At 68.5% G+C, this 20,065-nt stretch carries 19 protein-coding genes; 13 read left to right on the forward strand and 6 right to left on the reverse strand.

From position 1 onward, the window contains the following. Window positions 1–3: 3 nt before the first annotated feature. Complete coding sequence (locus tag E3T19_RS18725; protein ID WP_134409560.1) at window positions 4–558, reverse strand: type 1 glutamine amidotransferase domain-containing protein; 555 nt, start codon at window positions 556–558, stop codon at window positions 4–6. 257 nt (window positions 559–815) lie between these two features. On the opposite strand from E3T19_RS18725, the gene E3T19_RS18730 reads away from it, so the two are divergent. Further along, window positions 816–2,354, forward strand: coding sequence for an amino acid permease (locus E3T19_RS18730; RefSeq protein WP_088455695.1), 1,539 nt, complete (start codon window positions 816–818; stop codon window positions 2,352–2,354). An 86-nt stretch (window positions 2,355–2,440) separates the two neighbouring features. On the opposite strand, the gene E3T19_RS18735 is transcribed toward E3T19_RS18730, so the two are convergent. Next, window positions 2,441–4,150, reverse strand: coding sequence for an alpha-glucosidase (locus E3T19_RS18735; protein ID WP_134409577.1), 1,710 nt, complete (start codon window positions 4,148–4,150; stop codon window positions 2,441–2,443). Window positions 4,151–4,383: 233 nt separating this feature from the next. Between E3T19_RS18735 and E3T19_RS18740 the strand changes: the two genes are divergently transcribed. The 6 genes from E3T19_RS18740 to E3T19_RS18765 all read left to right on the forward strand — a co-directional run bounded on the left by E3T19_RS18740 (window position 4,384) and on the right by E3T19_RS18765 (window position 12,281). After that, window positions 4,384–5,535 carry an ROK family transcriptional regulator gene (locus E3T19_RS18740; protein ID WP_134409561.1) on the forward strand — a complete coding sequence of 384 codons (1,152 nt, stop codon included), beginning with the start codon at window positions 4,384–4,386 and terminating at the stop codon, window positions 5,533–5,535. Between the two features lie 119 nt (window positions 5,536–5,654). Next, window positions 5,655–6,857, forward strand: coding sequence for an LLM class flavin-dependent oxidoreductase (locus tag E3T19_RS18745; protein ID WP_088455697.1), 1,203 nt, complete (start codon window positions 5,655–5,657; stop codon window positions 6,855–6,857). Next, a complete protein-coding gene (locus tag E3T19_RS18750; protein ID WP_088455698.1) occupies window positions 6,854–7,495 on the forward strand; it encodes an FMN reductase in 642 nt (213 codons plus the stop codon). The genes E3T19_RS18745 and E3T19_RS18750 overlap by 4 nt, the downstream gene beginning before the upstream one ends. A gap of 188 nt (window positions 7,496–7,683) precedes the next feature. Beyond that, window positions 7,684–8,706: a dihydroorotate dehydrogenase gene (locus tag E3T19_RS18755; RefSeq protein WP_198418804.1), complete on the forward strand. Its 1,023-nt coding sequence runs from the start codon at window positions 7,684–7,686 to the stop codon at window positions 8,704–8,706. Further along, window positions 8,706–9,734, forward strand: coding sequence for a dihydroorotate oxidase electron transfer subunit (locus E3T19_RS18760; protein WP_134409562.1), 1,029 nt, complete (start codon window positions 8,706–8,708; stop codon window positions 9,732–9,734). Before E3T19_RS18755 ends, E3T19_RS18760 begins: the two co-directional genes overlap by 1 nt. A gap of 258 nt (window positions 9,735–9,992) precedes the next feature. Next, window positions 9,993–12,281: a polyribonucleotide nucleotidyltransferase gene (locus E3T19_RS18765; RefSeq protein WP_088455701.1), complete on the forward strand. Its 2,289-nt coding sequence runs from the start codon at window positions 9,993–9,995 to the stop codon at window positions 12,279–12,281. A 99-nt stretch (window positions 12,282–12,380) separates the two neighbouring features. Here E3T19_RS18765 and E3T19_RS18770 read toward each other — a convergent pair whose 3' ends face one another. After that, entirely contained in the window at window positions 12,381–12,860 is a 480-nt protein-coding gene (locus tag E3T19_RS18770) for an Lrp/AsnC family transcriptional regulator (protein WP_088455702.1), read from the reverse strand. 161 nt (window positions 12,861–13,021) lie between these two features. On the opposite strand from E3T19_RS18770, the gene E3T19_RS18775 reads away from it, so the two are divergent. Next, entirely contained in the window at window positions 13,022–13,684 is a 663-nt protein-coding gene (locus E3T19_RS18775) for a VOC family protein (protein WP_134409563.1), read from the forward strand. Between the two features lie 10 nt (window positions 13,685–13,694). Here E3T19_RS18775 and E3T19_RS18780 read toward each other — a convergent pair whose 3' ends face one another. Further along, entirely contained in the window at window positions 13,695–14,198 is a 504-nt protein-coding gene (locus E3T19_RS18780; RefSeq protein ID WP_088455704.1) for a glutathione peroxidase, read from the reverse strand. A gap of 264 nt (window positions 14,199–14,462) precedes the next feature. On the opposite strand from E3T19_RS18780, the gene E3T19_RS18785 reads away from it, so the two are divergent. The 3 genes from E3T19_RS18785 to E3T19_RS18795 all read left to right on the forward strand — a co-directional run bounded on the left by E3T19_RS18785 (window position 14,463) and on the right by E3T19_RS18795 (window position 17,582). Beyond that, on the forward strand, window positions 14,463–15,491 hold the full coding sequence (locus tag E3T19_RS18785) for an aldo/keto reductase (RefSeq protein WP_241980351.1): 1,029 nt from the start codon (window positions 14,463–14,465) through the stop codon (window positions 15,489–15,491). 65 nt (window positions 15,492–15,556) lie between these two features. Beyond that, window positions 15,557–16,924 carry a pitrilysin family protein gene (locus E3T19_RS18790; RefSeq protein WP_103459442.1) on the forward strand — a complete coding sequence of 456 codons (1,368 nt, stop codon included), beginning with the start codon at window positions 15,557–15,559 and terminating at the stop codon, window positions 16,922–16,924. 55 nt (window positions 16,925–16,979) lie between these two features. Then, window positions 16,980–17,582: a histidine phosphatase family protein gene (locus E3T19_RS18795; protein WP_088457927.1), complete on the forward strand. Its 603-nt coding sequence runs from the start codon at window positions 16,980–16,982 to the stop codon at window positions 17,580–17,582. A 19-nt stretch (window positions 17,583–17,601) separates the two neighbouring features. Here E3T19_RS18795 and E3T19_RS18800 read toward each other — a convergent pair whose 3' ends face one another. Together E3T19_RS18800 and E3T19_RS18805 are read right to left on the reverse strand one after the other, a co-directional pair. Then, window positions 17,602–18,003 (reverse strand): nuclear transport factor 2 family protein, encoded by a 402-nt coding sequence (locus tag E3T19_RS18800; RefSeq protein ID WP_198418805.1) that lies wholly within the window; start codon window positions 18,001–18,003, stop codon window positions 17,602–17,604. Between the two features lie 38 nt (window positions 18,004–18,041). After that, window positions 18,042–18,533, reverse strand: coding sequence for a GNAT family N-acetyltransferase (locus E3T19_RS18805; protein WP_103459440.1), 492 nt, complete (start codon window positions 18,531–18,533; stop codon window positions 18,042–18,044). Window positions 18,534–18,592: 59 nt separating this feature from the next. Here E3T19_RS18805 and dapB point away from each other — a divergent pair, with 59 nt between their 5' ends. Both dapB and E3T19_RS18815 read left to right on the forward strand, forming a co-directional pair. Further along, on the forward strand, window positions 18,593–19,432 hold the full coding sequence (gene dapB, locus E3T19_RS18810) for a 4-hydroxy-tetrahydrodipicolinate reductase (protein WP_134409565.1): 840 nt from the start codon (window positions 18,593–18,595) through the stop codon (window positions 19,430–19,432). Beyond that, window positions 19,429–19,872, forward strand: a complete 444-nt coding sequence (locus E3T19_RS18815) for a tetratricopeptide repeat protein (protein WP_088455710.1) — start codon at window positions 19,429–19,431, stop codon at window positions 19,870–19,872. Before dapB ends, E3T19_RS18815 begins: the two co-directional genes overlap by 4 nt. The last annotated feature ends 193 nt before the right edge of the window (window positions 19,873–20,065 follow it).

Here is a 20,065-nt window from a genome sequence, read left to right on the forward strand (position 1 = left end):
GGGCTACAGCGTCTGCCCCGCGTGGGTGCCTTCGCGCGCCTCTTCGATCACCTTGGCGTTGAACGCCGGCAGGTCGGCTGGGGTGCGGCTGGAGACCATGCCCTGGTCCACCACCACTTCCTCATCGACCCAGGTGGCCCCGGCGTTCTGCAGGTCGGTCTTCAGGCTCGGATACGAGGTGAGCGTGCGCCCCTCCACCACGCCGGCCTCGATCAGGATCCAGGCGGCGTGGCAGATCGCCGACACCGGCTTGTGCGCGGCGAAGAAGTCCCGGGTGAAGGAGACCGCGTCCTCGTCCATGCGCAGGTGATCGGCATTGACGACGCCGCCGGGCAGCACGAGAGCGTCGAAGTCGTCGGCGTTGGCCTCGGCGACGGCCAGGTCGACGTACTGCGAGTGGCCCTTCTTGCCCGTGACGCTTTCGGTGGCGGGGGATACCAGCACGGCGGTGGCGCCGGCATCCGTCACGGCCTGCCAGGGGCTGGACAGTTCGCTGTCTTCGTAGCCATCGGTGAGTAGAAAAGCGATGCGCTTGCCGGAAAGCTCGGTGGTCGTCATGGTTCTCTCCCTGTCATCGGTGTTCACGATCGTGTTCGCCGGCCGGGTGAACCGGACGACCATTCCACGGTAGCCACGAGCCGGCGCGCCTGCAGGGAAGCTCACGAAACATTGAGGTTGCACCGGCACCCGAATCGGTATCGCTTGCCGGGCCCGGCCCGGCCGGCAGGGCTCTGCAGCGCCGGGTTGGGACTTTTGGTCTGCCACTGGTGGACGTGTCGCCCTAAACTTGAGCTTTACACGGAATGGACACCCCCATGAGTCTCTGGCGCACGAAGAGCATCGAGTCATCGATCGAGGATTCCCTGGAAAAGGGGCACAGCCTTAAACGCACCCTCGGCACCTGGGACCTGATGATCATGGGAGTCGCGGTCGCCGTCGGCGCCGGTATCTTCTCGGTCGGTGCCAAGGCCGCCGGCAGCTACGCCGGACCATCCGTGACGCTCGCCTTCGTGCTCGCCGCCGTCACCTGCGCCCTCGCGATCATGTGTTACGCCGAGTTCGCCTCCGCCGTGCCCGTGGCCGGCTCCGCGTACACCTTCACCTACGCCACCCTGGGCGAGTTGTTGGCCTGGATCATCGGCTGGGACCTGATCCTGGAGATGCTCACCGCCGCGGCAGTGATCGCCAAGTACTGGGGCATCTACCTCAGTAACGTCTTCGCCCTCTGGAACTGGGACATCCCCGCCACCATCAACGTGATCGGGCTCGACGTGAGCTGGGGCGCGTTCGTGATCGTTGCCGTCTTCACCACGCTGTTGGTGCTGGGCACCCAGCTCTCCGCCCGCGTCGCCAGCGTGTTCACCATCATCAAGGTGGCGATCGTGCTCTTCGTCATCGTCGTCGGCGCGTTCTTCATCAACCCGGCCAACTACTCGCCGTTCATCCCCGAGTCGGTGCCCACCACGGATGGCGTCGGCAGCGACGTCTGGACCCAGTCGCTGTTCTCGTTCATGACCGGCGCCGCCCCGGCGCAGTACGGCATCTTCGGCCTGCTCGCCGGCGCCTCCCTGGTGTTCTTCGCCTTCATCGGCTTTGACGTGGTTGCCACCAGCGCCGAAGAGGTCAAGAACCCGCAGAAGACCCTGCCGCGCGGCATCTTCGCCGGCCTGGCCATCGTCACCGTGCTCTATGTCGGTGTCAGCCTCGTACTCACCGGCATGGTGCCGTACACCGTGCTCGCCGATGACCCCAACGCGTCGCTGGCCACCGCCTTCATCGCCGTGGGCGCCGGCTGGGCCGCCCAGGTCATCTCCATCGGCATCCTGGCCGGCCTCACCACGGTGATCATGGTGCTGCTGCTCGGGCTCTCGCGGGTGCTGTTCGCCATGAGCCGCGACGGCCTGCTGCCGCGTTGGCTCAGCGTCACCTCGGAAAAGCGCCGCACGCCGGTGCGCATCCAGATCATCACCGGCGCGGCGGTCGCGCTGATCGCCGGACTCACCGACGTGGGTGTGCTCGAAGAGATGATCAACATCGGCACCCTGTCGGCGTTCGTGCTCGTGAGCATCGCCGTCGTGGTGCTGCGCAAGAAGCGGCCCGACCTCAAGCGCTCGTTCAAGGTGCCGCTGTCGCCGTTCCTGCCGATCCTCTCGGCAGTGCTCTGCTTCTGGCTGATGCTGAACCTCACCACCCTCACCTGGGCGCGTTTCGCGGTCTGGCTGGCCCTCGGCTTCGTCGTCTACTTCGCCTACGGTCGCCGCCACTCCCTGGTGGGCATCAACGCCAAGCTCATCGTCGACGCGACCCGCCGCGAGGAGATCGAACGCGAGGAGCGCTCGCTCAAGGGCAAGTAGCCGCGCAACTGTTCACCAAGGGGACTTCTGCGTCCGGTACGCCGGACGCAGAAGTCCCCTTCGGCAATAGAAGCGAGCGGATGCCGCTAGAGCCGATACAGGCGGGCCTCCCACGGCCGGAGAGCCGCGGAACCGTCACCGGGATAGTTGCCCAGCAGCAGCTCGGCACCGGAGATGTCATCCGGCAGCCATTCGCCCTGCACCGTCAGCGGCGCATCCGACACGTTCGCCAGCACCAGCAACGTCACGCCGTTCAGGATGCGGGTGAACGCGTACAGCTGCTCGTGGTCGGGTTCGATCAGCTCGAACGCTCCGAGCGCCACCACCGGATCGGTGTGCCGCAGCTGGATCAGCCGCTGGTAGAACGCGAACACGCTGCGCGCGGCTGCCCGGTCGGTCGCCACGTTGATGCGCGGAAAATTCGGGTTGGCCGCGAGCCACGGCGTTCCGGTGCTGAACCCGGCGTGGGCCGAGTCGTCCCACTGCATCGGTGTGCGCGCGTTGTCCCGCCCCATGGCGTGCACCCCGGCCAGCACACTCGCCGGCGACTGGTCGAACTGCTCCACGGCCTCCCGGTAGTGGTTGAGTGACTCGATGTCCCGGTAGTGGTCGATGGTGTCGAACGTCACGTTCGTCATGCCGATCTCATCGCCCTGGTAGATGTAGGGCGTGCCGCGGTGCAGGTGCAGCACCAGCGCCCACAGGGTGGCCGACTCGTACCGGAACTCGGTGTCGTTGCCGAACCGCGACACCAGCCGCGGCTGGTCGTGGTTGTTCAGGTAGAGGCTGTTCCAGCCGGTCTCCGCCAGGCCGACCTGCCAGCGGGCCAGGCTCTGCTTCAGCGGCACCAGGCTGCGCGGCAGCGGGTCGAACTTGTGCGTGCCCTGGTCGAGCGAGACATGCTCGAACTGGAAGATCATGTCGACCTCGGCGCGGGCCGCATCCGTGAACAGCACGGCATCCTCAATGCTCACACCGGGCATCTCGCCCACGGTCAGGTGCTCTCCGGTGCGGCCGGCGAACACCGCCCGGTGCATCTCCTGCAGGTACTCGTGGATCTGCGCGCCCATCGGCGAACCACCCCCGGTCGCCGCGGCCGGCCCGCTCACCAGCTCCACCTGCTTGGCGATGAAGTTGATCACGTCCATCCGGAACCCGTCCACGCCGCGGTCCAGCCACCAGTTCATCATCGAGTAGACCGCCTGGCGCACCTCGGGGTTCTCCCAGTTGAGGTCGGGCTGCTGCGTGGCGAACAGGTGCAGGTAGTACTCACCGGTGGTCTCATCCAGGGTCCAGGCCGGGCCGCTGAAAGCGCTGCCCCAGCCGTTCGGCTCGGCGCCGGCCGCGCCGGGCCGGCGCCACCAGTACCAGTCGCGCTTGGGGTTGTCGATCGACGAGCGCGATTCGACGAACCACGGGTGCTCGTCGCTGGTGTGGTTGACCACCAGGTCCATCACGATCTTGATGCCGAGCTCGTGGGCCTCGGCCAGCAGCAGGTCGAATTCGGCCAGACTGCCGAACACCGGGTCGATGTCCTGGTAGTCGCGGATGTCGTAGCCGTTGTCGTGCTGTGGGGACGGGTAGACCGGCGAGAGCCAGATCGCGTCCACGCCGAGCTCGGCGAGGTAACCGAGCTTGCCGCGCACCCCGCCGAGGTCGCCGACGCCGTCGCCGTTGGAGTCCGCGAAGCTGCGCGGATAGACCTGGTACACCACGGCCGTGGTCCACCACGGCGCCGCGGTGTGCGGGCCGTCCTGGGTGTCGGCGGGGTCGGTGCCGGCGGAGCGGCTGTGCAGATTGGTCACGGGGTCCTCCCTGGCCGGGGCCGGCGCGGGCGAGCGCGGGCGATCCGGTGTCACGCGAATTGGTTTAGCTGCAGAAAAAAGTCGTCCGTCCAATGTAGCGTCCGGTGTTCGGGCGGCACCACTGCGGGGGTGCCGTGGGGTGGTGCGCCAGTCGGTGCGCCGGCGGGGCGGCTATGTCAAGATGAGAGCCAACCCGATTCGGGGGCCAGGAAAGGGCGACCGCGATGTACGGCAGTACCGGGGCCGCGCCATCGATCGGTGACTCCTCGATGGGCCTCGCGCGTGCCGTTCTCATGCACGGCCCGATCTCGCGCAGCGACCTGGGGCGCCGCCTCGGACTGTCCCCGGCGAGTCTCACCCGGCTGAGCAAGCCGTTGTTCGACAGCGGCCTGCTTGTGGAGGTCAGCGACACCCTGATCAGCGGGGTCGGCCGCCCCACCAAGCCGCTGGATGTGCGCCTGGAGGGTCGCCGCTACGTCGGGGTCAAGCTCACCGGCGACAGCGCCTTCGGCGTGCTCACCGACCTGCGCGTGAACGAGCTCTCCTCGGCCCACCGCCGGCTCGACGGCACTGACGTGGCCGGGGTGGTGCGGCAGCTGCGCTCTCTGGTGCTCGAACTCGCCAACGGTGCGCCGATCACGGCACTCGGGGTGACTGTCGGCGGCCAGGTCATCGGCTCCCGGGTCGTCGCCCGGGCGCCGTTCCTTGCCTGGCGTGACGTGGACCTGGCCTCCGCGCTGGAAGCCGGCCTCGGCGTCCCGGTGCTGGTCGAGAATGACGTGGTGGGGCTGGCCGCCGCCGAACAGTGGTTCGGTGCGGGCCGGGGCACCGCCAGCTTCGCCGTGCTCACGATCGGCGTCGGCGTGGGTTACGGGCTCGTGGTCGACGACCGGGTGATCAGCACCCGGGACTCCGGCCTCGGCCTCGGCGGACACGTGCCGTTGGATGCGAACGGGCCGCTCTGCGGCAGCGGACACCGGGGCTGCTCGGACGCCATGCTCACCCAGGGCAGCATCCGGGCGCAGGTGAGCGACACCCTGGGCCGGGCGGTGGAGTACGACGAGGCGCTCGCGCTGGCCGCGGCGGGAGTGCCCGCCGCACTGTCCGTCGTCCAGGCCTCCGGACGCGCCCTCGGCCGCCTGGTGGCCCTGATCGCCAACATCGCGATGGTCGACACCGTCGTGCTCTCCGGCGAGGGCATCGGACTGTGGAAGGTGGTGGCGGACGAGATCGTGGCGGCGGCCCACGGGGACCGCGATGCCGAGGTGACGCCGCTGCAGATCACCGTCGACGACAGCGGCACGTCGTCCTGGGCCAGGGGAGCGGCGGCCGTCGCGATCCAGCACACCCTGACCCGATTCGCCGTGGCGGACTGACCCGACGGGCCGTCAGGACAGCCCTTCCTCCACGCGCGACGCCGGGTCGGGAATAGGATCGGGCCATCCGCCGTTGACACCTATATACATGCAGACGCATTGAGTTTTGGAGGCTGGAAATGCAGTTCGGAATCTTCACGGTCGGGGACCTGACCACCGATCCCACCACGGGTCAGACGCCGACGGAGCACGCCCGCATCAAGGCCATGCTCACCATCGCGCAGAAGGTCGAAGAGGTGGGGCTGGACGTCTTCGCCACCGGCGAGCACCACAACCCGCCGTTCGTACCCTCGTCGCCGACCACGATGCTCGGCTACATCGCGGCCAAAACCGAGCGCATCATCCTCTCCACCGCCACCACGCTGATCACCACCAGTGACCCGGTGAAAATCGCCGAGGACTTCGCGATGCTCCAGCACATCGCCGACGGCCGGGTGGACCTCACCCTGGGCCGCGGCAACACCGGCCCGGTCTACCCCTGGTTCGGCCAGGACATCCGCCAGGGCATCCCGCTGGCGCTGGAGAACTACGCTCTGCTGCGCCGGCTCTGGCGTGAGGATTTCGTCGACTGGGAGGGACAGTTCCGCACCCCGCTGCAGGGCTTCCAGTCCACCCCGCGCCCGCTCGACGGTGTGGCGCCGTTCGTCTGGCACGGCAGCATCCGCAGCCCCGAGATCGCCGAGCAGGCAGCGTACTACGGCGACGGTTTCTTCTCGAACCACATCTTCTGGCCGGCCTCGCACACCGCGAAGATGGTCAAGTACTACCGCAACCGGTTCGAGCACTACGGCCACGGCACCGCCGCGCAGGCAATGGTTGGGCTCGGCGGCCAGGTGTTCATGAGCAAGAACTCACAGGATGCCAAGCGTCAGTTCCGGCCGTACTTCGACAACGCCCCGGTCTACGGCAACGGCCCGAGCATGGAGGAGTTCACCTCGCAGACCCCGCTCACCGTCGGCAGCCCACAGGAGGTCATCGACCGCACCCTCGGCTTCCGCGACTATGTGGGCGACTACCAGCGCCAGCTCTGGCTGATGGACCACGCCGGCCTGCCGCTGAAGACCGTGCTCGAGCAGCTCGACCTGCTCGGCGAGGAGGTTGTGCCCGTGCTCCGCAAGGAGTTCGCCAAGAACCGCCCGGCCGACGTGCCGGATGGCCCCACCCACGAATCCCTGGTGCTCGCCGCCTCCCTGGCGCCGGTTGCCGCAGCATCCGCCGGGCGCAATGACCTCGACACCTCCGCCGCCATCGCTCCGCACCGCCGGGCGACCGGTGCCGCCTTCGGCTTGGCCGGCGCCGGCACGACGGGAGCGCAGCGATGACCGAGCGCACCCTGGCGGTCATCTCCGCCGGGCTCAGCCAGCCGTCATCCACGCGGCTGCTCGCCGACAAGCTCGCCACGGCCACCGTGACGCGGCTGGCCGACGAGGGCGTCAGCACGACGGTGCTGACCTACGAACTGCGTGACTACGCGCAGGACATCATGAACAACATGCTCACCGGGTTCGCCAACCCGCGCCTGGAAGAGATGATCGAGGCCGTCACCGCGGCCGACGGCCTGATCGCCGTCACCCCGATCTTCACCACCAGCTACAGCGGACTGTTCAAGAGTTTCTTCGACGTGATCGACAACCGCTCCCTCACCGACCAGCCGGTGCTGATCGGCGCGACCGCGGGAACGCCGCGGCATTCGCTGGCGCTCGACTACGCGCTGCGGCCGATGTTCACCTACCTGCACTCCGTGGTGGTGCCCACCTCGGTGTTCGCCGCGTCGGAGGACTGGGGCAGCGGTGACGGCGGCCGCGTCGACAGCCGGGTGCAGACCCTGCCGGCCCGGATCGAACGCGCGGCGGGGGAGCTGTCGGCTCTCGTCGCCCGATCCGACCGGTCCAGCCGGGTGCGCGACCCCTTCGAGTTGCCCGCGGACTTCAACCCCGCCGGGATGTTCCCTCCTCGTTAGTCCTGTTCCACGAAAGCGGTCGTGTGGTCAGCTCAGTTCACCGAGGTGACCACACGGCCGCTTTCGCGTGCTTGGGCACTGATCGCGCGTCGCCACCGCCGGGACTTTCGGCTCTGCCCGGTCCTCGGGGCGGGCGGCAGACTGGAGCGCAGTGCGCTGGAGAGAGTGCTTCCGCAGAGACGGAAGCCGTGACAACCGCGCAGACAGACAGGTCTTTCATGGTCGCCCTTCTCGACGGCACCGTTTTCCCGGATGCCCGCGCCGCATTTTTCGCGGCCGATCCCGACCTGCTCGACCCGCCGGGAACCCCGGCCGTGGACCTCTCCGTTCGGATCGGCAGCCTCACGCTGCGCACCCCGGTGATGCCGGCCTCCGGCTGCTTCGGCCCGGAACTGGGCGCGCTCATCCCGGTCACCGAACTCGGCGCCACCGTCACCAAGACCGTCTTCGGCTCGGCCCGCGGCGGCAACCCCGTGCACAGGCTCACCGAGATTCCCGCGGGCATGGTCAACAGTGTCGGCATCCCCAGCCATGGCCCGGCCGGCTACCTGGCCTCACTTCATCCGCGCTACGCGGCCCTCGACGTGCCCACCATCATCAGCGTCGGAGGCCACCGGCCGAGCGAGTACGCCCCGGTCGTCGCGGCCCTGGGCGAGAACGGCGCCGCCTTCGAACTGAATGTGTCGTGCCCCAACCTCGACCGGGACGGCACCGACATCGGCTCGGATCCGGCGGCCATCCGCGAGGTGGTCGCCGCCGTGCGCCTCGTCACCGTCAAGCCGATCATCGTGAAGCTGCCGGTGCTGGTGGCCTCGATCGCAGACTGTGCCCGCGCCGCCGAGGAGGCCGGCGCCGACGCCGTCTGCGTGGCCAACTCCATTCCGGCGATGCCGCTGGATGCCCTCACCCGCCGTCCGATTCTCGGCAACGTCATCGGCGGATTGTCCGGGCCGTCGATCAAACCGATCGTGCTGCGGCTGGTCTGGCTGGCCTCCCGGGCGGTGCAGATCCCGGTGATCGCCTGCGGTGGAGTGCAGACCGTTGACGACGCCCTGGACTACTTCTCGGTGGGAGCCAGCGCCGTGCAGGTGGGCACCGCCAGCTTCGCCCGGCCGTTCGCGGCGGTGGAGGTGGCGCGGGGGTTGCGGCAGCGGTGTCAGGACGCCGGGGTCGGCAGTATTCGCGAGTTGCTCGAGTTGGAGGTGTCCTGATGAGCGCTGACGCGAGCCTGGCCTCGGAAGGCGCCCCGTCGCCAGGTCTACTTCGACAGGCTCAGCACGGCGTCGACGAGCTCGACCGGCGGGAGGCGTACCGCCAGAGCCGCGAGGCGGCAGCACGGGCGCGGGCGTTCGCCGAGGCGGATGCCGAGGCGCTCGACGGCCTGGTCTCGGTGCGGCCGCGCCAGACCGTGCCGCGCCCACAACCGGTCTGGGACGACGCCGAGGTGCTCGTGCACGAGCCGGTGGGGGAGCGCTACCGCCGCCTTGTCGTGGCCAGCAGCACCATCGCCCACACCGCGCTGGCCGGACAGTTCCTCATGATCACGGTGCCGCCGCACGCCGGCGACACGATTCTGCTGCCCCGCCCCATGGCCATCCATCGCCGCCGACCGGCGACCGCCGACCGGCCCGGCACCGTGGAAATGATCTACGGCGTCGTGGGCCGCGGCACCCGCGCTCTGGCCGCCGTTCCCGTCGGCGGGACCCTGCAGATCACCGGTCCGCTCGGTCGCGGCTTCGAATTCGACAGCGGCACCCGCTCCGCCTTGCTGATCGGCCGGGGCGTGGGCATCTGCGGCGTGATGGGCGCCGCGGAGGACGCCCGCACAACGGGCATCCGCACCACCATGGTGCTCAGCGGACGCAGCGCCGAGCAGCTGCTCGGCCGCGCCGACTGCGCCGAGCTGGGCGTCCGCATCATCGAGGCCACCGACGACGACGGCTCCAGCGACCTGCTCACACTGCAGAACAGCCTCCGCGCACACTTCGACGGTGCCACCCCCGAGCGCACCGCGCCCGACGTGATCATGGTCTGCGGCGCCGGTGTCCTCGCCAGGCTCGCCGCGGAACTCGGCGCGCACTGGGGGGTACCCGTGCAGGCCTCGCTCGAGGCCCACATGGCGTGCGGGCTCGGCTACTGCCACGGCTGTGCCGCCCCGGTACGCACCGACCCGAGCGTCGAGGGGCCGCTGGTCTGCGCCGACGGGCCGGTCTTCGACGCCCGCATCCCTGTCGTTTAACCCCCGCTCTGCTACGCTTGTTCAGGTGGATCTTCGGATCCATCGGTTATACCCGGAGCAGACTGGCAGGACGCTGGTCCTCGGTGGTGGTTTCCCAACGCTCAGCTCGAGACAGAGCGTGTTGGTGAATTTCTACTGGTGGCCAGCAAGGTCAGCGCCCAACACATGTTCGGCAGCTTGTCTTGCCTGTTCCTGCTCCGATGTCCCACTCGCGCGCCACACGGGCAAACGAGTCTAAACAAAGGAGAGAACCCCCATATGGAGGGTCCAGAAATCACGTTCGCCGAAACCGTTATTGACAACGGCAAGTACGGCAAGCGCACCATCCGTTTCGAAACCGGGCGTCTCGCCCAGCAGGCACAGGGCTCAGCCGCTGCCTACATCGACGAAGAGACCATGCTTCTCTCCGCCACGAGCGCCAGCAAGCAGCCGAAGGACAACTTCGACTTCTTCCCGCTGACCATCGATGTCGAAGAGCGCATGTACGCCGCCGGCCGCATCCCGGGCAGCTTCTTCCGCCGCGAAGGTCGCCCGTCGACCGAAGCGATCCTCACCTGCCGTCTGATCGACCGGCCGCTGCGCCCGTCGTTCGTCGACGGACTGCGCAACGAGATCCAGGTTGTCGTCACCGTTCTGGCCATCGCGCCCGACGAGTACTACGACGTCCTGGCCATCAACGCCGCGTCCATGTCGACCCAGATCGCCGGCCTGCCGTTCTCCGGCCCGATCGGTGGCGTCCGCGTCGCCCTCATCCCCGACGACAACGGCTCCGGCCAGTGGGTCGCCTTCCCGAAGCACTCGCAGGTTGAAGAGGCCGTGTTCAGCATGGTCGTCGCCGGCCGCGTTGTGACGGATGCCGATGGCAGCGAAGACGTCGCGATCATGATGATCGAGGCCGAAGCGACCGACAACGCCTGGACCTTGATCCAGGGCGGCGCCATCAAGCCGAACGAAGAGGTCATCGCCGAGGGCATCGAGGCGTCCAAGCCGTTCATCAAGCAGCTCATCGTCGCCCAGCAGCAGGTGGCCGCCGCGGCCTCCAAGCCCACCGGCAACTACCCGCTGTTCCCGCCGTACACCCCGGAGACCTACGACGCCGTCGCAGCCCTGGCCTACGAGGGACTCAAGGACGTCTACGTCATCGCCGACAAGATCGCGCGTCAGGATGCCGACGACGTGCTCAAGGCATCCGTCAAGACCGCCATCGCGGCCAAGGTCGAAGCCGGCGAGCTGCCCGCAACCGCCAACAACCAGGTCGGCGCGGCGTACAAGTCCGTCACCAAGCTCGTGGTGCGCTCACGCGTGCTCAACGAGGGTGTTCGCATGGACGGACGCGGCCTGGCCGACATCCGCCCGCTCGACGCCGAGGTTGCGGTCATCCCGCGCGTGCACGGTTCCGCTATCTTCCAGCGCGGCGAGACCCAGATCCTGGGTGTCACCACGCTGAACATGCTCAAGCTCGAGCAGACCATCGACTCCCTGAGCCCGGTCACCAAGAAGCGTTACATGCACAACTACAACTTCCCGCCCTACTCCACCGGTGAAACCGGTCGGGTCGGTACGCCGAAGCGTCGCGAGATCGGCCACGGAGCGCTCGCTGAGCGTGCCCTGGTTCCCGTGCTGCCCAGCCGTGAGGAATTCCCCTACGCCATCCGTCAGGTCTCCGAGGCGCTCAGCTCCAACGGATCCACCTCGATGGGTTCCGTCTGCGCCTCCACCCTGTCCATGCTGAACGCCGGAGTGCCGCTGCGCGCCCCGGTCGCCGGCATCGCGATGGGCCTCATCTCCGACACCGTCGACGGCAAGACCCGCTACGCGGCTCTGACCGACATCCTCGGTGCCGAAGACGCCCTCGGCGACATGGACTTCAAGGTTGCCGGCACGGCTGAGTTCGTCACCGCGATCCAGCTCGACACCAAGCTCGACGGCATCCCCGCGTCGGTCCTGGCCGGCGCGCTGACGCAGGCGAAGGATGCTCGCACCACGATCCTCGCCGTGCTGAACGCCGCGATCGACAAGCCCGACGAGATGGCACCGACCGCGCCCCGCGTGATCAGCGTGCAGATCCCCGTCGACAAGATCGGCGAGCTCATCGGCCCGAAGGGCAAGATGATCAACTCGATCCAGGACGAGACCGGAGCCGACATCTCGATCGAGGAAGACGGTACCGTGTACATCGGCGCCGTCGATGGTCCGTCGGCCGAGGCCGCTCGCATCATGGTCAACTCCGTCGCGAACCCCACCAACCCCGAGGTTGGCGAGCAGTTCCTCGGAACTGTCGTGAAGATCGCCGCTTTCGGCGCCTTCGTCTCGCTCCTCCCGGGCAAGGACGGCCTGCTGCACATCTCTGAGGTGCGCAAGCTCGCCGGCGGCAAGCGCGTGGAGAACGTCGAAGACGTCCTCGGCGTGGGCCAGAAGGTCCTCGTCGAGATCACCAAGATTGACGACCGCGGCAAGCTTTCGCTCGCCCCGGTCCTCGCCGATGAAGCCGACACGCACGGTCGTGACGCTGCATCCGAGGGACCCGAAGCTCCGGCCGAAGGTTAGTCACTAGTTCTGCCGGCCACCTCTCGCCAGGTGTGCCGGTCAGACGGAAGGCCCGTCCTGCTTCGGCAGGGCGGGCCTTTTCGCGTCTGCAGAATGCAGCTAGCCCGACCTGGGCTGCACGCCCCGCTCCAGCAGGGGAACGATGCGATACGGGATGAGCTCGCCCATCGCGAGGGAGGTCTCGGTGCGTTCGACGCCCTCGCAGGCGAGGATCGTGCGGTCGATCCTGAACAGGTCTTCGGAGTCGGCGCAGGCCACCCGCACCAGCAGATCCGCTGCGCCGCTCATACCGTGCGCCTGCACGATCTCGGGGATGCGGCTGAGCTCGGCGATGATGTCGGCGGCGCGCTTTTGCACGATGTGGACCTCGATGAACGCGGTCAGCGGATAGCCGAGCACGGCCGGACTGACCCGGCGATCGAAGTCGAGAAACACCCGGGACTCCTCGAGCCGGCTCATCCGGGCCTGCACGGTGTTGCGGGAGAGCCCGAGCGTGTTGGCGAGCCCCACATAGGTGCTGTCGGGGGTGGCGCACAGCGCACGGAGCAACTCGAGATCGACTCTGTCCAAGTGGTGCATACTGCCTGACCGTAGCATGCGCGCTGGCCCCTGAACAGGGCACAGTGCACACCGTGACCCACATTCGCTGCGCGGGCGGGAAGTCCGCACCGGTCAGGGTGCGGCAAGGCGACGATTCGCCCAGGGTTGACCGGGCCGACGCCGCACGGAAGAGTGGTCGGATGGACGACACCCGCCAGACCCTGACTCCCGCTCAAACCCGATCGGTGCTCTCCGGGGGTGATTTCCTGCATCTGGAGGGAACGCTGTATGCCACCTACCGCACGGCCGATTTCGCCGCGGCCGTGCACCTGGTGGATGCCGTCGCTGCCGACGCCGACGCCCAGAATCATCACCCAGACGTGAAACTGGGTTACGGGTCCGTGGAGTTCGAGCTCACGAGCCACGATGTGGGTGGCATCACCCAACGGGATCTGCGGCTCGCCCTGCGCATCCAGGAACTCGCCGCCGAGCAGGAGGCGCACGCCACCCGTCTGGTGCCCAGCCGCGCCGACGTGGCCATCGACTGCACCGACGCCGAGGCCGTGCGCCCATTCTGGCGGGTGGGGCTGGGTTATGTGGAGTCCGGTCCCGCGGACGACATCGAACTGCGTGATCCTCGCGGCGGTGGCCCCAAGGTGTGGTTCCAGCACATGGAGATCCAACGCACCGAGCGCAACCGCATCCACCTCGACGTGTACGTGCCCGTCGCCGACTGTGAGGACCGGGTGCAGGACATCATCGACGTCGGGGGAGTGCTGCTCACCGACGAACACGCCCCGGACTGGTGGGTGCTCGCCGACCCAGAGGGCAACGAGCTCTGCGTGTGCAGCTGGGACGCCTGACCGGCGTGGCTCAGGCCGCTTCGCGCGCCAGGGCCTTCTCGATCGCGGCGACGAGCTGTGCCGATTCAGGTTCCACCGTCGACGCGAACCTGTCGACGATCACGCCGTCGCCGTTCACCAGGAACTTCTCGAAGTTCCACTTGATCAGCCCCGGCAGCATGCCCTTCCGGAACGCGGTGAGCTGACTGTACAGCGGATGCTGATTCTTGCCGCGCACATCCACCTTGGCGGTGAGCGGGAAGGTGACCCCGAAGTTGAGCTCGCAGAACTGCTGGATGTCCTCTTCGCTGCCGGGTTCCTCGCCCATGAACTGGTTGCACGGCAACCCGAGCACCACCAGGCCGTCGTCAGCGAAACGGCGGTAGAGCGCCTCCAGGCCGGCATACTGGGGCGTGAAGCCGCACTTCGATGCCACGTTGACCACGAGTACGGTCTTGCCGGCGAACCGGCCGAACGTGGTCGGGGTGCCGTCGATGAGGGTGAGCGGGACGCCGTACAGCGGTGAGTCGGACATGCCGGAAACACTACTCCCCGACCCTTCGAGAGAGCTCACCGAAGGCCTATTTTCGGCTAAACGGGGGGTAAAGCCGCACATTTGTGTAACGCTTGCCGCGCGCCCCCGGCGGATTGGCCGGATCGGGTTATTCTCGGCTTTACACGGGTCCGCGCGGCAGCCGCGCTGGTCCGTCCGAGGGGCGGTGAAGGCATGAGAGGCAGCGTGGCGACGGGGCGTGTGTCAACGGGGCATGTGGCAACGGAGCATGTAGCAACGGAGCGGGTGACACCAGACAGCCTGACGACAGCCGATCTCATCCTGCAAACCCGCCCGGTGGAGGTCCAGCACACCGCTCCGGTTCAGCTGCCCGACCACGACCGCACAGCCGCCCCGGACATCCGGCGCACCATCGGCGACACCGACCTCACCGTGCACCCGCTGGCGCTGGGCTGCAGCGTCTTCGGCTGGACCACCGACGGCGACACCGCCATGGCGATCCTCGACCGGCACTGGGAACTCGGTGGCAACTTCCTCGACACCGCTGACAGCTACGCCGCCGGACGCAGCGAGGTGCTGATCGGGTCGTGGATGCGCACCCGCGGTCTGCGCGACGACACCATCGTCTCCACCAAGATCGGCCGCAACCGCGACAACCCCGGCCTCTCGCCGCGCAGCATCGTCGGTGCGGTGCACGCCTCCCTCGAGCGGCTCGGCACCGACCACATCGACCTTCTGCACTTCCACTACGACGACCTCGACGTGCCGCTGGAGGAGAGCCTCGGCGCCATGGAGATGCTCATCGCCAACGGCACCGTGCGGCACCTCGCGGCGTCCAACTTCACAGCGGAGCGCCTGATGGAGGCCCGGGTACTCGCCGCCAACGGCCTGCCCAGGTTCGTGGCCCTGGAGACCCCGTACAACCTGATGAACCGGGTCTCGTTCGAATCGTCGCTGGCCCTGGTCAGCCGGGCGCAGGGTGTCGCGGTGATGCCGTACTTCGCCCTCGCGCACGGCTTCCTCACCGGCAAGTACCACTCCAAAGCCGACCTCACCGACACCATCAGGGCCGGCCGCGCATCGGCCTACCTCAACCGGGCCGGCCTCAAGGTGCTGAGCGTGCTCGAACGCATCGCGGAGGACCACGGGGTGGCACCGTCGACGATCGCGCTGGCCTGGCTGCTGGCCAAGGACGGTGTCGTGGCCCCGGTCGCCAGCGCGAGCCGGCCGGAACAGGTGGATGCCCTGGTCGCCGCGGCCGCCGTTCGGCTGGGCCGTGCCGACATGGTCGACCTCGACAAGGTGTCGGCCTGACCGGCGCCCAGGCCCGCCGCGTCCAGCGGGGCCCGGTCCCGCCGGTGTCGTAAGGTTGAGGGGATATGAACGGTGCCGTTGAATTTCCCCTTGACCTGACCGAACTCTCGTTTCGGGCCGCTGGTGAGTCCCTCGTCAGGCGCACCGTCCTCCCCAGCGGGGTGCGCATCGTCACCGAACAGGTGCCGGGCAGCCGCAGCCTCACCATCGGCTACTGGGTGGCCGTGGGGTCCCGCGACGAACAGCCCGGTCACTTCGGCTCCACGCATTTCCTCGAGCACCTGCTGTTCAAGGGAACCGCAGAGCGTTCGGCGCTGGACATCGCCATCGCGTTCGACGCCGTCGGTGGCGAACACAACGCCATGACGGCCAAGGAATACACCTGCTACTACGCCAAGGTGCAGGATCGCGACCTCCACATGGCCGTGGAGGTGCTCACCGACATGATCACCTCGTCGCTGCTGGACCCCGCGGAGTTCGAAACCGAGCGCGGCGTCATCCTCGAGGAACTCGCGATGGCCGACGACGACCCGGCCGACGTCGCCAACGAACGCTTCTTCCAGGCCGTCATGGGCGCGCATCCGCTGGGCCGACCCATCGGCGGCAGCCCGGACACCATCCGCGCCGCGACCCGAGACGCCGTCTGGGAGCACTACCGGGCCAACTACCGCCCGCAAGACCTGGTCGTGACCGTTGCCGGCGCCGTCGACCACGACGTGCTCGTGGCCGCCGTCACTCGGTCGCTGCTGCAGGCCGGTTGGGACCTGGGCGAGTACGCCGCACCGGTGGGACGCCGCTCCGGCGCCGCCGCCGTGATCAGCCAGGGCCAGCCCATCAGCGTCGTGCACCGTCCGCTCGAGCAGGCCAACCTGCTGATCGGCGTGCCGGGTCTCGTGGCCGCCGACGACCGCCGCGTGGCGATGAATGTGCTCACCTCCATCTTCGGCGGCGGCATGTCGTCGCGCCTGTTCCAGGAGGTGCGCGAAAAGCGCGGCCTGGCCTACTCCGTCTACTCGTTCGCGCCCGGCTACTCTGACGCCGGCATCTTCGGCATGTACGCCGGCTGCACCCCGGCCAAGGCCGGTCAGGTCACCGAGATCATGCTCGACGAGCTGCACCGCCTCGCCGAGCACGGTGTGACCGCCGACGAGATGAAGCGGGCCTCCGGTCAGCTCTCCGGCGCATCCGCCCTGGCCCTCGAAGACTCCGACACCCGGATGTCCAGGCTCGGCCGCTCCGAGATCACGCTGGGCGAGTTCGTCGACCTCGACGAGGCCCTGCGGCGCCTCGCGCTGGTCACCGCGGACGATGTGCAGCAGCTGGCGGTCGACATGGTCTCCCGGCCGTTCTCCGTGGCCGCCGTCGGCGCCCTCGAGGAGGACGCCTTCGACGCCGTGCTTTCCCGCCGGGCGGCGCCCCTCCCGCCGAACTGAACTGTTCACGGCGAGCCCCGTTCGACTTCTTACGACATCAACCGAAAGGGCGATGATGCCCCAGTACCTCTACCTCGTGCGACACGGTGAACAGCAGGATGCCGAATACGGCCTGCCGGACGGCCCGCTGTCACCGCGGGGTAAGCGTCAGGCGCACCTCATTGCCGAACGCCTGGGCGGGGTGCCGTTCACCGGCGCCTGGCATTCGCCGCTGCAACGTGCCGCGGAGACGGCGGCCATCATCGCCGACCGGCTGCCGTCGCTCACCTCGGAGCCGTCGCCGCTGTTGTTCGACTGCGTTCCCTCCGGCCGGGCGCCGGAGATGCCGAAAGCATACGCGCCGTTCTTCAACTCGGTCAGCGACGACCAGATCGAGGCCGGCCGCGCTCAGATGGAGGACGCAGTCGCGGAATTCCTGCATCCGCACCGGGGTCCCCGACACGACCTGCTGATCACCCACAACTTCGTGATCGCCTGGTTCGTCCGCGAGGTGCTCGGCGCACCCGACTGGCGCTGGATCAGCATCAACCAGGCCAACTGCGGCCTCACCGTGCTGCAGCAGAAGCCCGGCCGGCCGTGGTCGCTGGTCACCCACAACGACCTCGGCCACCTGCCGGTAGAGCTGCGAACCGGCCTGCCGGACCCGCTGTTGTTCTAGGGGCGAGGCGGTAACCGCCTCAGTCGAGGATCTTCCAAAAGGAATCCTTGCGGCGGATCTTCCCGGCGGCATCGAATTCGAGCAGGTCGACGCCGCGCACTTCGAGTCGCTGGCCGGACACTGAGGTGCCGGTCAGCGTCCACTCGGAGACTCCGAGATCATCGCCGCACACCCAGTGCCGGTCGTCGCCATAGTGCACGTCCGGGATGCCCTCGAATCGGCTGGCGAGCCCCGCCCGCACCTCGGCCCTGCCCACGAAACGATCGCCCCGAGGCTTCGCACCCCTGGGCGGGTAGAAGACGCAATCTTCGGCGAGATAGCCCATGCTCGCGTTCAGGTCGTGGTTGTTGAACCCCGCCAGGAACCCCGTCAGCGTGTCGCGTGTGACCGTCATCTCGACCGACCTCCTCCTGCCGCGCATCCGCGCCGCCTGCTGTGAGAGTAGCCAGCACTGACGGGTCAGGGGGTCGGGGCGAGCACCTTTCGGTACCAGTTCGTGGCGTTCGGGTTGTCGTTGTATGGCGGCACATCCTGATAGCCGGAGCGCTGGTACAGCGCCCCGGCCGCCTCGAGGCTCGAGTTAGTGTCGAGCACCAGCTCCGTGGCCCCGAACGCCCTGGCCCGGGTTTCGAGTTCGGCGAGCAGCAGGGTGCCCCAGCCGCGGCCGCGCACCTCCGGTTGCAACCAGAGGTGTTTCGCCTCGAACCGCACCGCACCATCCGCGCCGTCATCGATTCGACGGATGCCGCCGCAGCCCACGAAGGTGCGCGACCCCTGGGTCTCGCTCACGAGCAGGAACTGGCCGCGCGGCGGGACGAACTGTTCGGGAGCCGGGAACGTGGTGCGATAGCCGCCGGCGGAGGGGAACGTGGACGCGCGATCGCTGAAGTACTGGGTGAGCAGGGTGATGGACCCCGCATCCGTGACGGAGACCGCGGTGAATTCAGGCATGCCCCTAGGGTACGTGCCTCGGTGCCGGGGGCAACCGCCCCGGTTGGTAGATTGGCAGCATGACAACACGGGTGGCCATCGTCGGCGCAACGGGCAAGATGGGCCGCCTGGTCGGCGGCCTGGTCGAGAGTACGCCGGGGTACGACGTGGTCGCCCGGCTTGATTCCACCAGTGCCCTGTCCGAGATGCTCGGCGCGGATGTGGCGATCGACCTCACCGTTCCGGCGGTCAGCCAGGGCGTGGTCGACTTCGCCATCGACAACGGCATCCGGGTGCTTGTCGGCACCTCGGGCTGGTCCCAGCCCCGTATCGACGCGCTCGGCCACAAACTCAAGGGCCGCACGGATGTCGGCGTCGTGATCATCCCCAACTTCTCACTCGGCTCGGTGCTCGGCACGGCCTTCGCGGCCCTCGCCGCCCGATTCTTCGACTCCATCGAGCTCGTCGAGGCGCACCAGGCCGGCAAGGTCGACTCCCCGTCGGGAACCGCCGTGCGCACCGCCGAGCTGATGGCCGCCGCCCGCGCCGGCCTCGGCCCGGTCTCCGCGCCGCACGTCGACCAGCGTGCCCGCGGCCAGCAGGTCGCCACGGTGCCGGTGCACAGCCTGCGCTTGGCCGGCGTGCTGGCCCGCCAGGACGTGATCTTCGGCGGCTCGGGGGAGACCCTCACGATCACGCACAACACGCTCTCCGCCGAGGCCTACGAGCGCGGCATCCTGGTGGCCCTGGCCGCCGCCCGCGACTGCGTCGGGGTGACCGTCGGACTCGACCAACTGATCGACCTGGGGCTCACCGGTGAGGTGCTCGAGCCGGCCGCGGCGTCTGCCGGGTCGCCGGACGAGCCGACTGCTGGGCCACCGCCGGGCCCCGAGGATGCCGAAATGGAGCCCGGCGAATGAAGGGCCGCATCGCCGTCGTCGTGATGGCACTCCTGCTCGTGTTCTACCTGGTGCTCGTCGGCTGGCGCGCGGTGCTCTTCGTGCAGAGCGGTGACCCTGTCGGCATCCTCATCGGCGTTGCGCTCATCGTGCTGCCGCTGATCGGCGCGTGGGCGCTGGTGCGCGAGATCAGCTTCGGCATCCGGTGCGAACGACTGGTCAAGCAGCTCGACGCCGAGGGTGCCCTGCCGGTCAACGACCTACCCAGCCGCCCGAGCGGCCGGCCATACCGCGAGGCGGCGGACGCTCAGTTCCCGCAGTATCAAGAGGCCGTGGATGCCGCGCCGCAGGACTGGCGGGCCTGGTTCCGCCTCGGCCTGGCCTACGACGCGTCGGGCGACCGCCGCCGCGCCCGCTCGGCGCTTCGCACCGCGATGGCCCTGGAGAAGTCCGCGGCCTGAGCTCGGCGCGTGCGCCGTCGCGCGGGTTCCGCGCCGGCATGCGGGTGCCGCGCCGTCATGCGGGTGCCGCGCCGTTATGCGGGTGGCATGCCACCCGCATAACGGCGCCTTACCCGCATACCTCGAGTCGCCCACCTCGCGCCCACCTCGCGCCCACCTCGCGCGCACCTCGCGCCCAGAGCGCGCCCGGCCA

The organism is Cryobacterium sp. TMT4-31 (assembly GCF_004403385.1).
Taxonomy (GTDB): domain Bacteria; phylum Actinomycetota; class Actinomycetes; order Actinomycetales; family Microbacteriaceae; genus Cryobacterium; species Cryobacterium zongtaii.

Coding starts and splice junctions, on each gene's coding strand:
- E3T19_RS18725 (WP_134409560.1), bottom strand. CDS start 558: ATGACGACCACCGAGCTTTCCGGCAAGCGCATCGCTTTTCTACTCACC.
- E3T19_RS18730 (WP_088455695.1), top strand. CDS start 816: ATGAGTCTCTGGCGCACGAAGAGCATCGAGTCATCGATCGAGGATTCC.
- E3T19_RS18740 (WP_134409561.1), top strand. CDS start 4,384: ATGTACGGCAGTACCGGGGCCGCGCCATCGATCGGTGACTCCTCGATG.
- E3T19_RS18745 (WP_088455697.1), top strand. CDS start 5,655: ATGCAGTTCGGAATCTTCACGGTCGGGGACCTGACCACCGATCCCACC.
- E3T19_RS18750 (WP_088455698.1), top strand. CDS start 6,854: ATGACCGAGCGCACCCTGGCGGTCATCTCCGCCGGGCTCAGCCAGCCG.
- E3T19_RS18760 (WP_134409562.1), top strand. CDS start 8,706: ATGAGCGCTGACGCGAGCCTGGCCTCGGAAGGCGCCCCGTCGCCAGGT.
- E3T19_RS18765 (WP_088455701.1), top strand. CDS start 9,993: ATGGAGGGTCCAGAAATCACGTTCGCCGAAACCGTTATTGACAACGGC.
- E3T19_RS18770 (WP_088455702.1), bottom strand. CDS start 12,860: ATGCACCACTTGGACAGAGTCGATCTCGAGTTGCTCCGTGCGCTGTGC.
- E3T19_RS18775 (WP_134409563.1), top strand. CDS start 13,022: ATGGACGACACCCGCCAGACCCTGACTCCCGCTCAAACCCGATCGGTG.
- E3T19_RS18780 (WP_088455704.1), bottom strand. CDS start 14,198: ATGTCCGACTCACCGCTGTACGGCGTCCCGCTCACCCTCATCGACGGC.
- E3T19_RS18790 (WP_103459442.1), top strand. CDS start 15,557: ATGAACGGTGCCGTTGAATTTCCCCTTGACCTGACCGAACTCTCGTTT.
- E3T19_RS18795 (WP_088457927.1), top strand. CDS start 16,980: ATGCCCCAGTACCTCTACCTCGTGCGACACGGTGAACAGCAGGATGCC.
- E3T19_RS18800 (WP_198418805.1), bottom strand. CDS start 18,003: ATGCGCGGCAGGAGGAGGTCGGTCGAGATGACGGTCACACGCGACACG.
- E3T19_RS18805 (WP_103459440.1), bottom strand. CDS start 18,533: ATGCCTGAATTCACCGCGGTCTCCGTCACGGATGCGGGGTCCATCACC.
- dapB (WP_134409565.1), top strand. CDS start 18,593: ATGACAACACGGGTGGCCATCGTCGGCGCAACGGGCAAGATGGGCCGC.
- E3T19_RS18815 (WP_088455710.1), top strand. CDS start 19,429: ATGAAGGGCCGCATCGCCGTCGTCGTGATGGCACTCCTGCTCGTGTTC.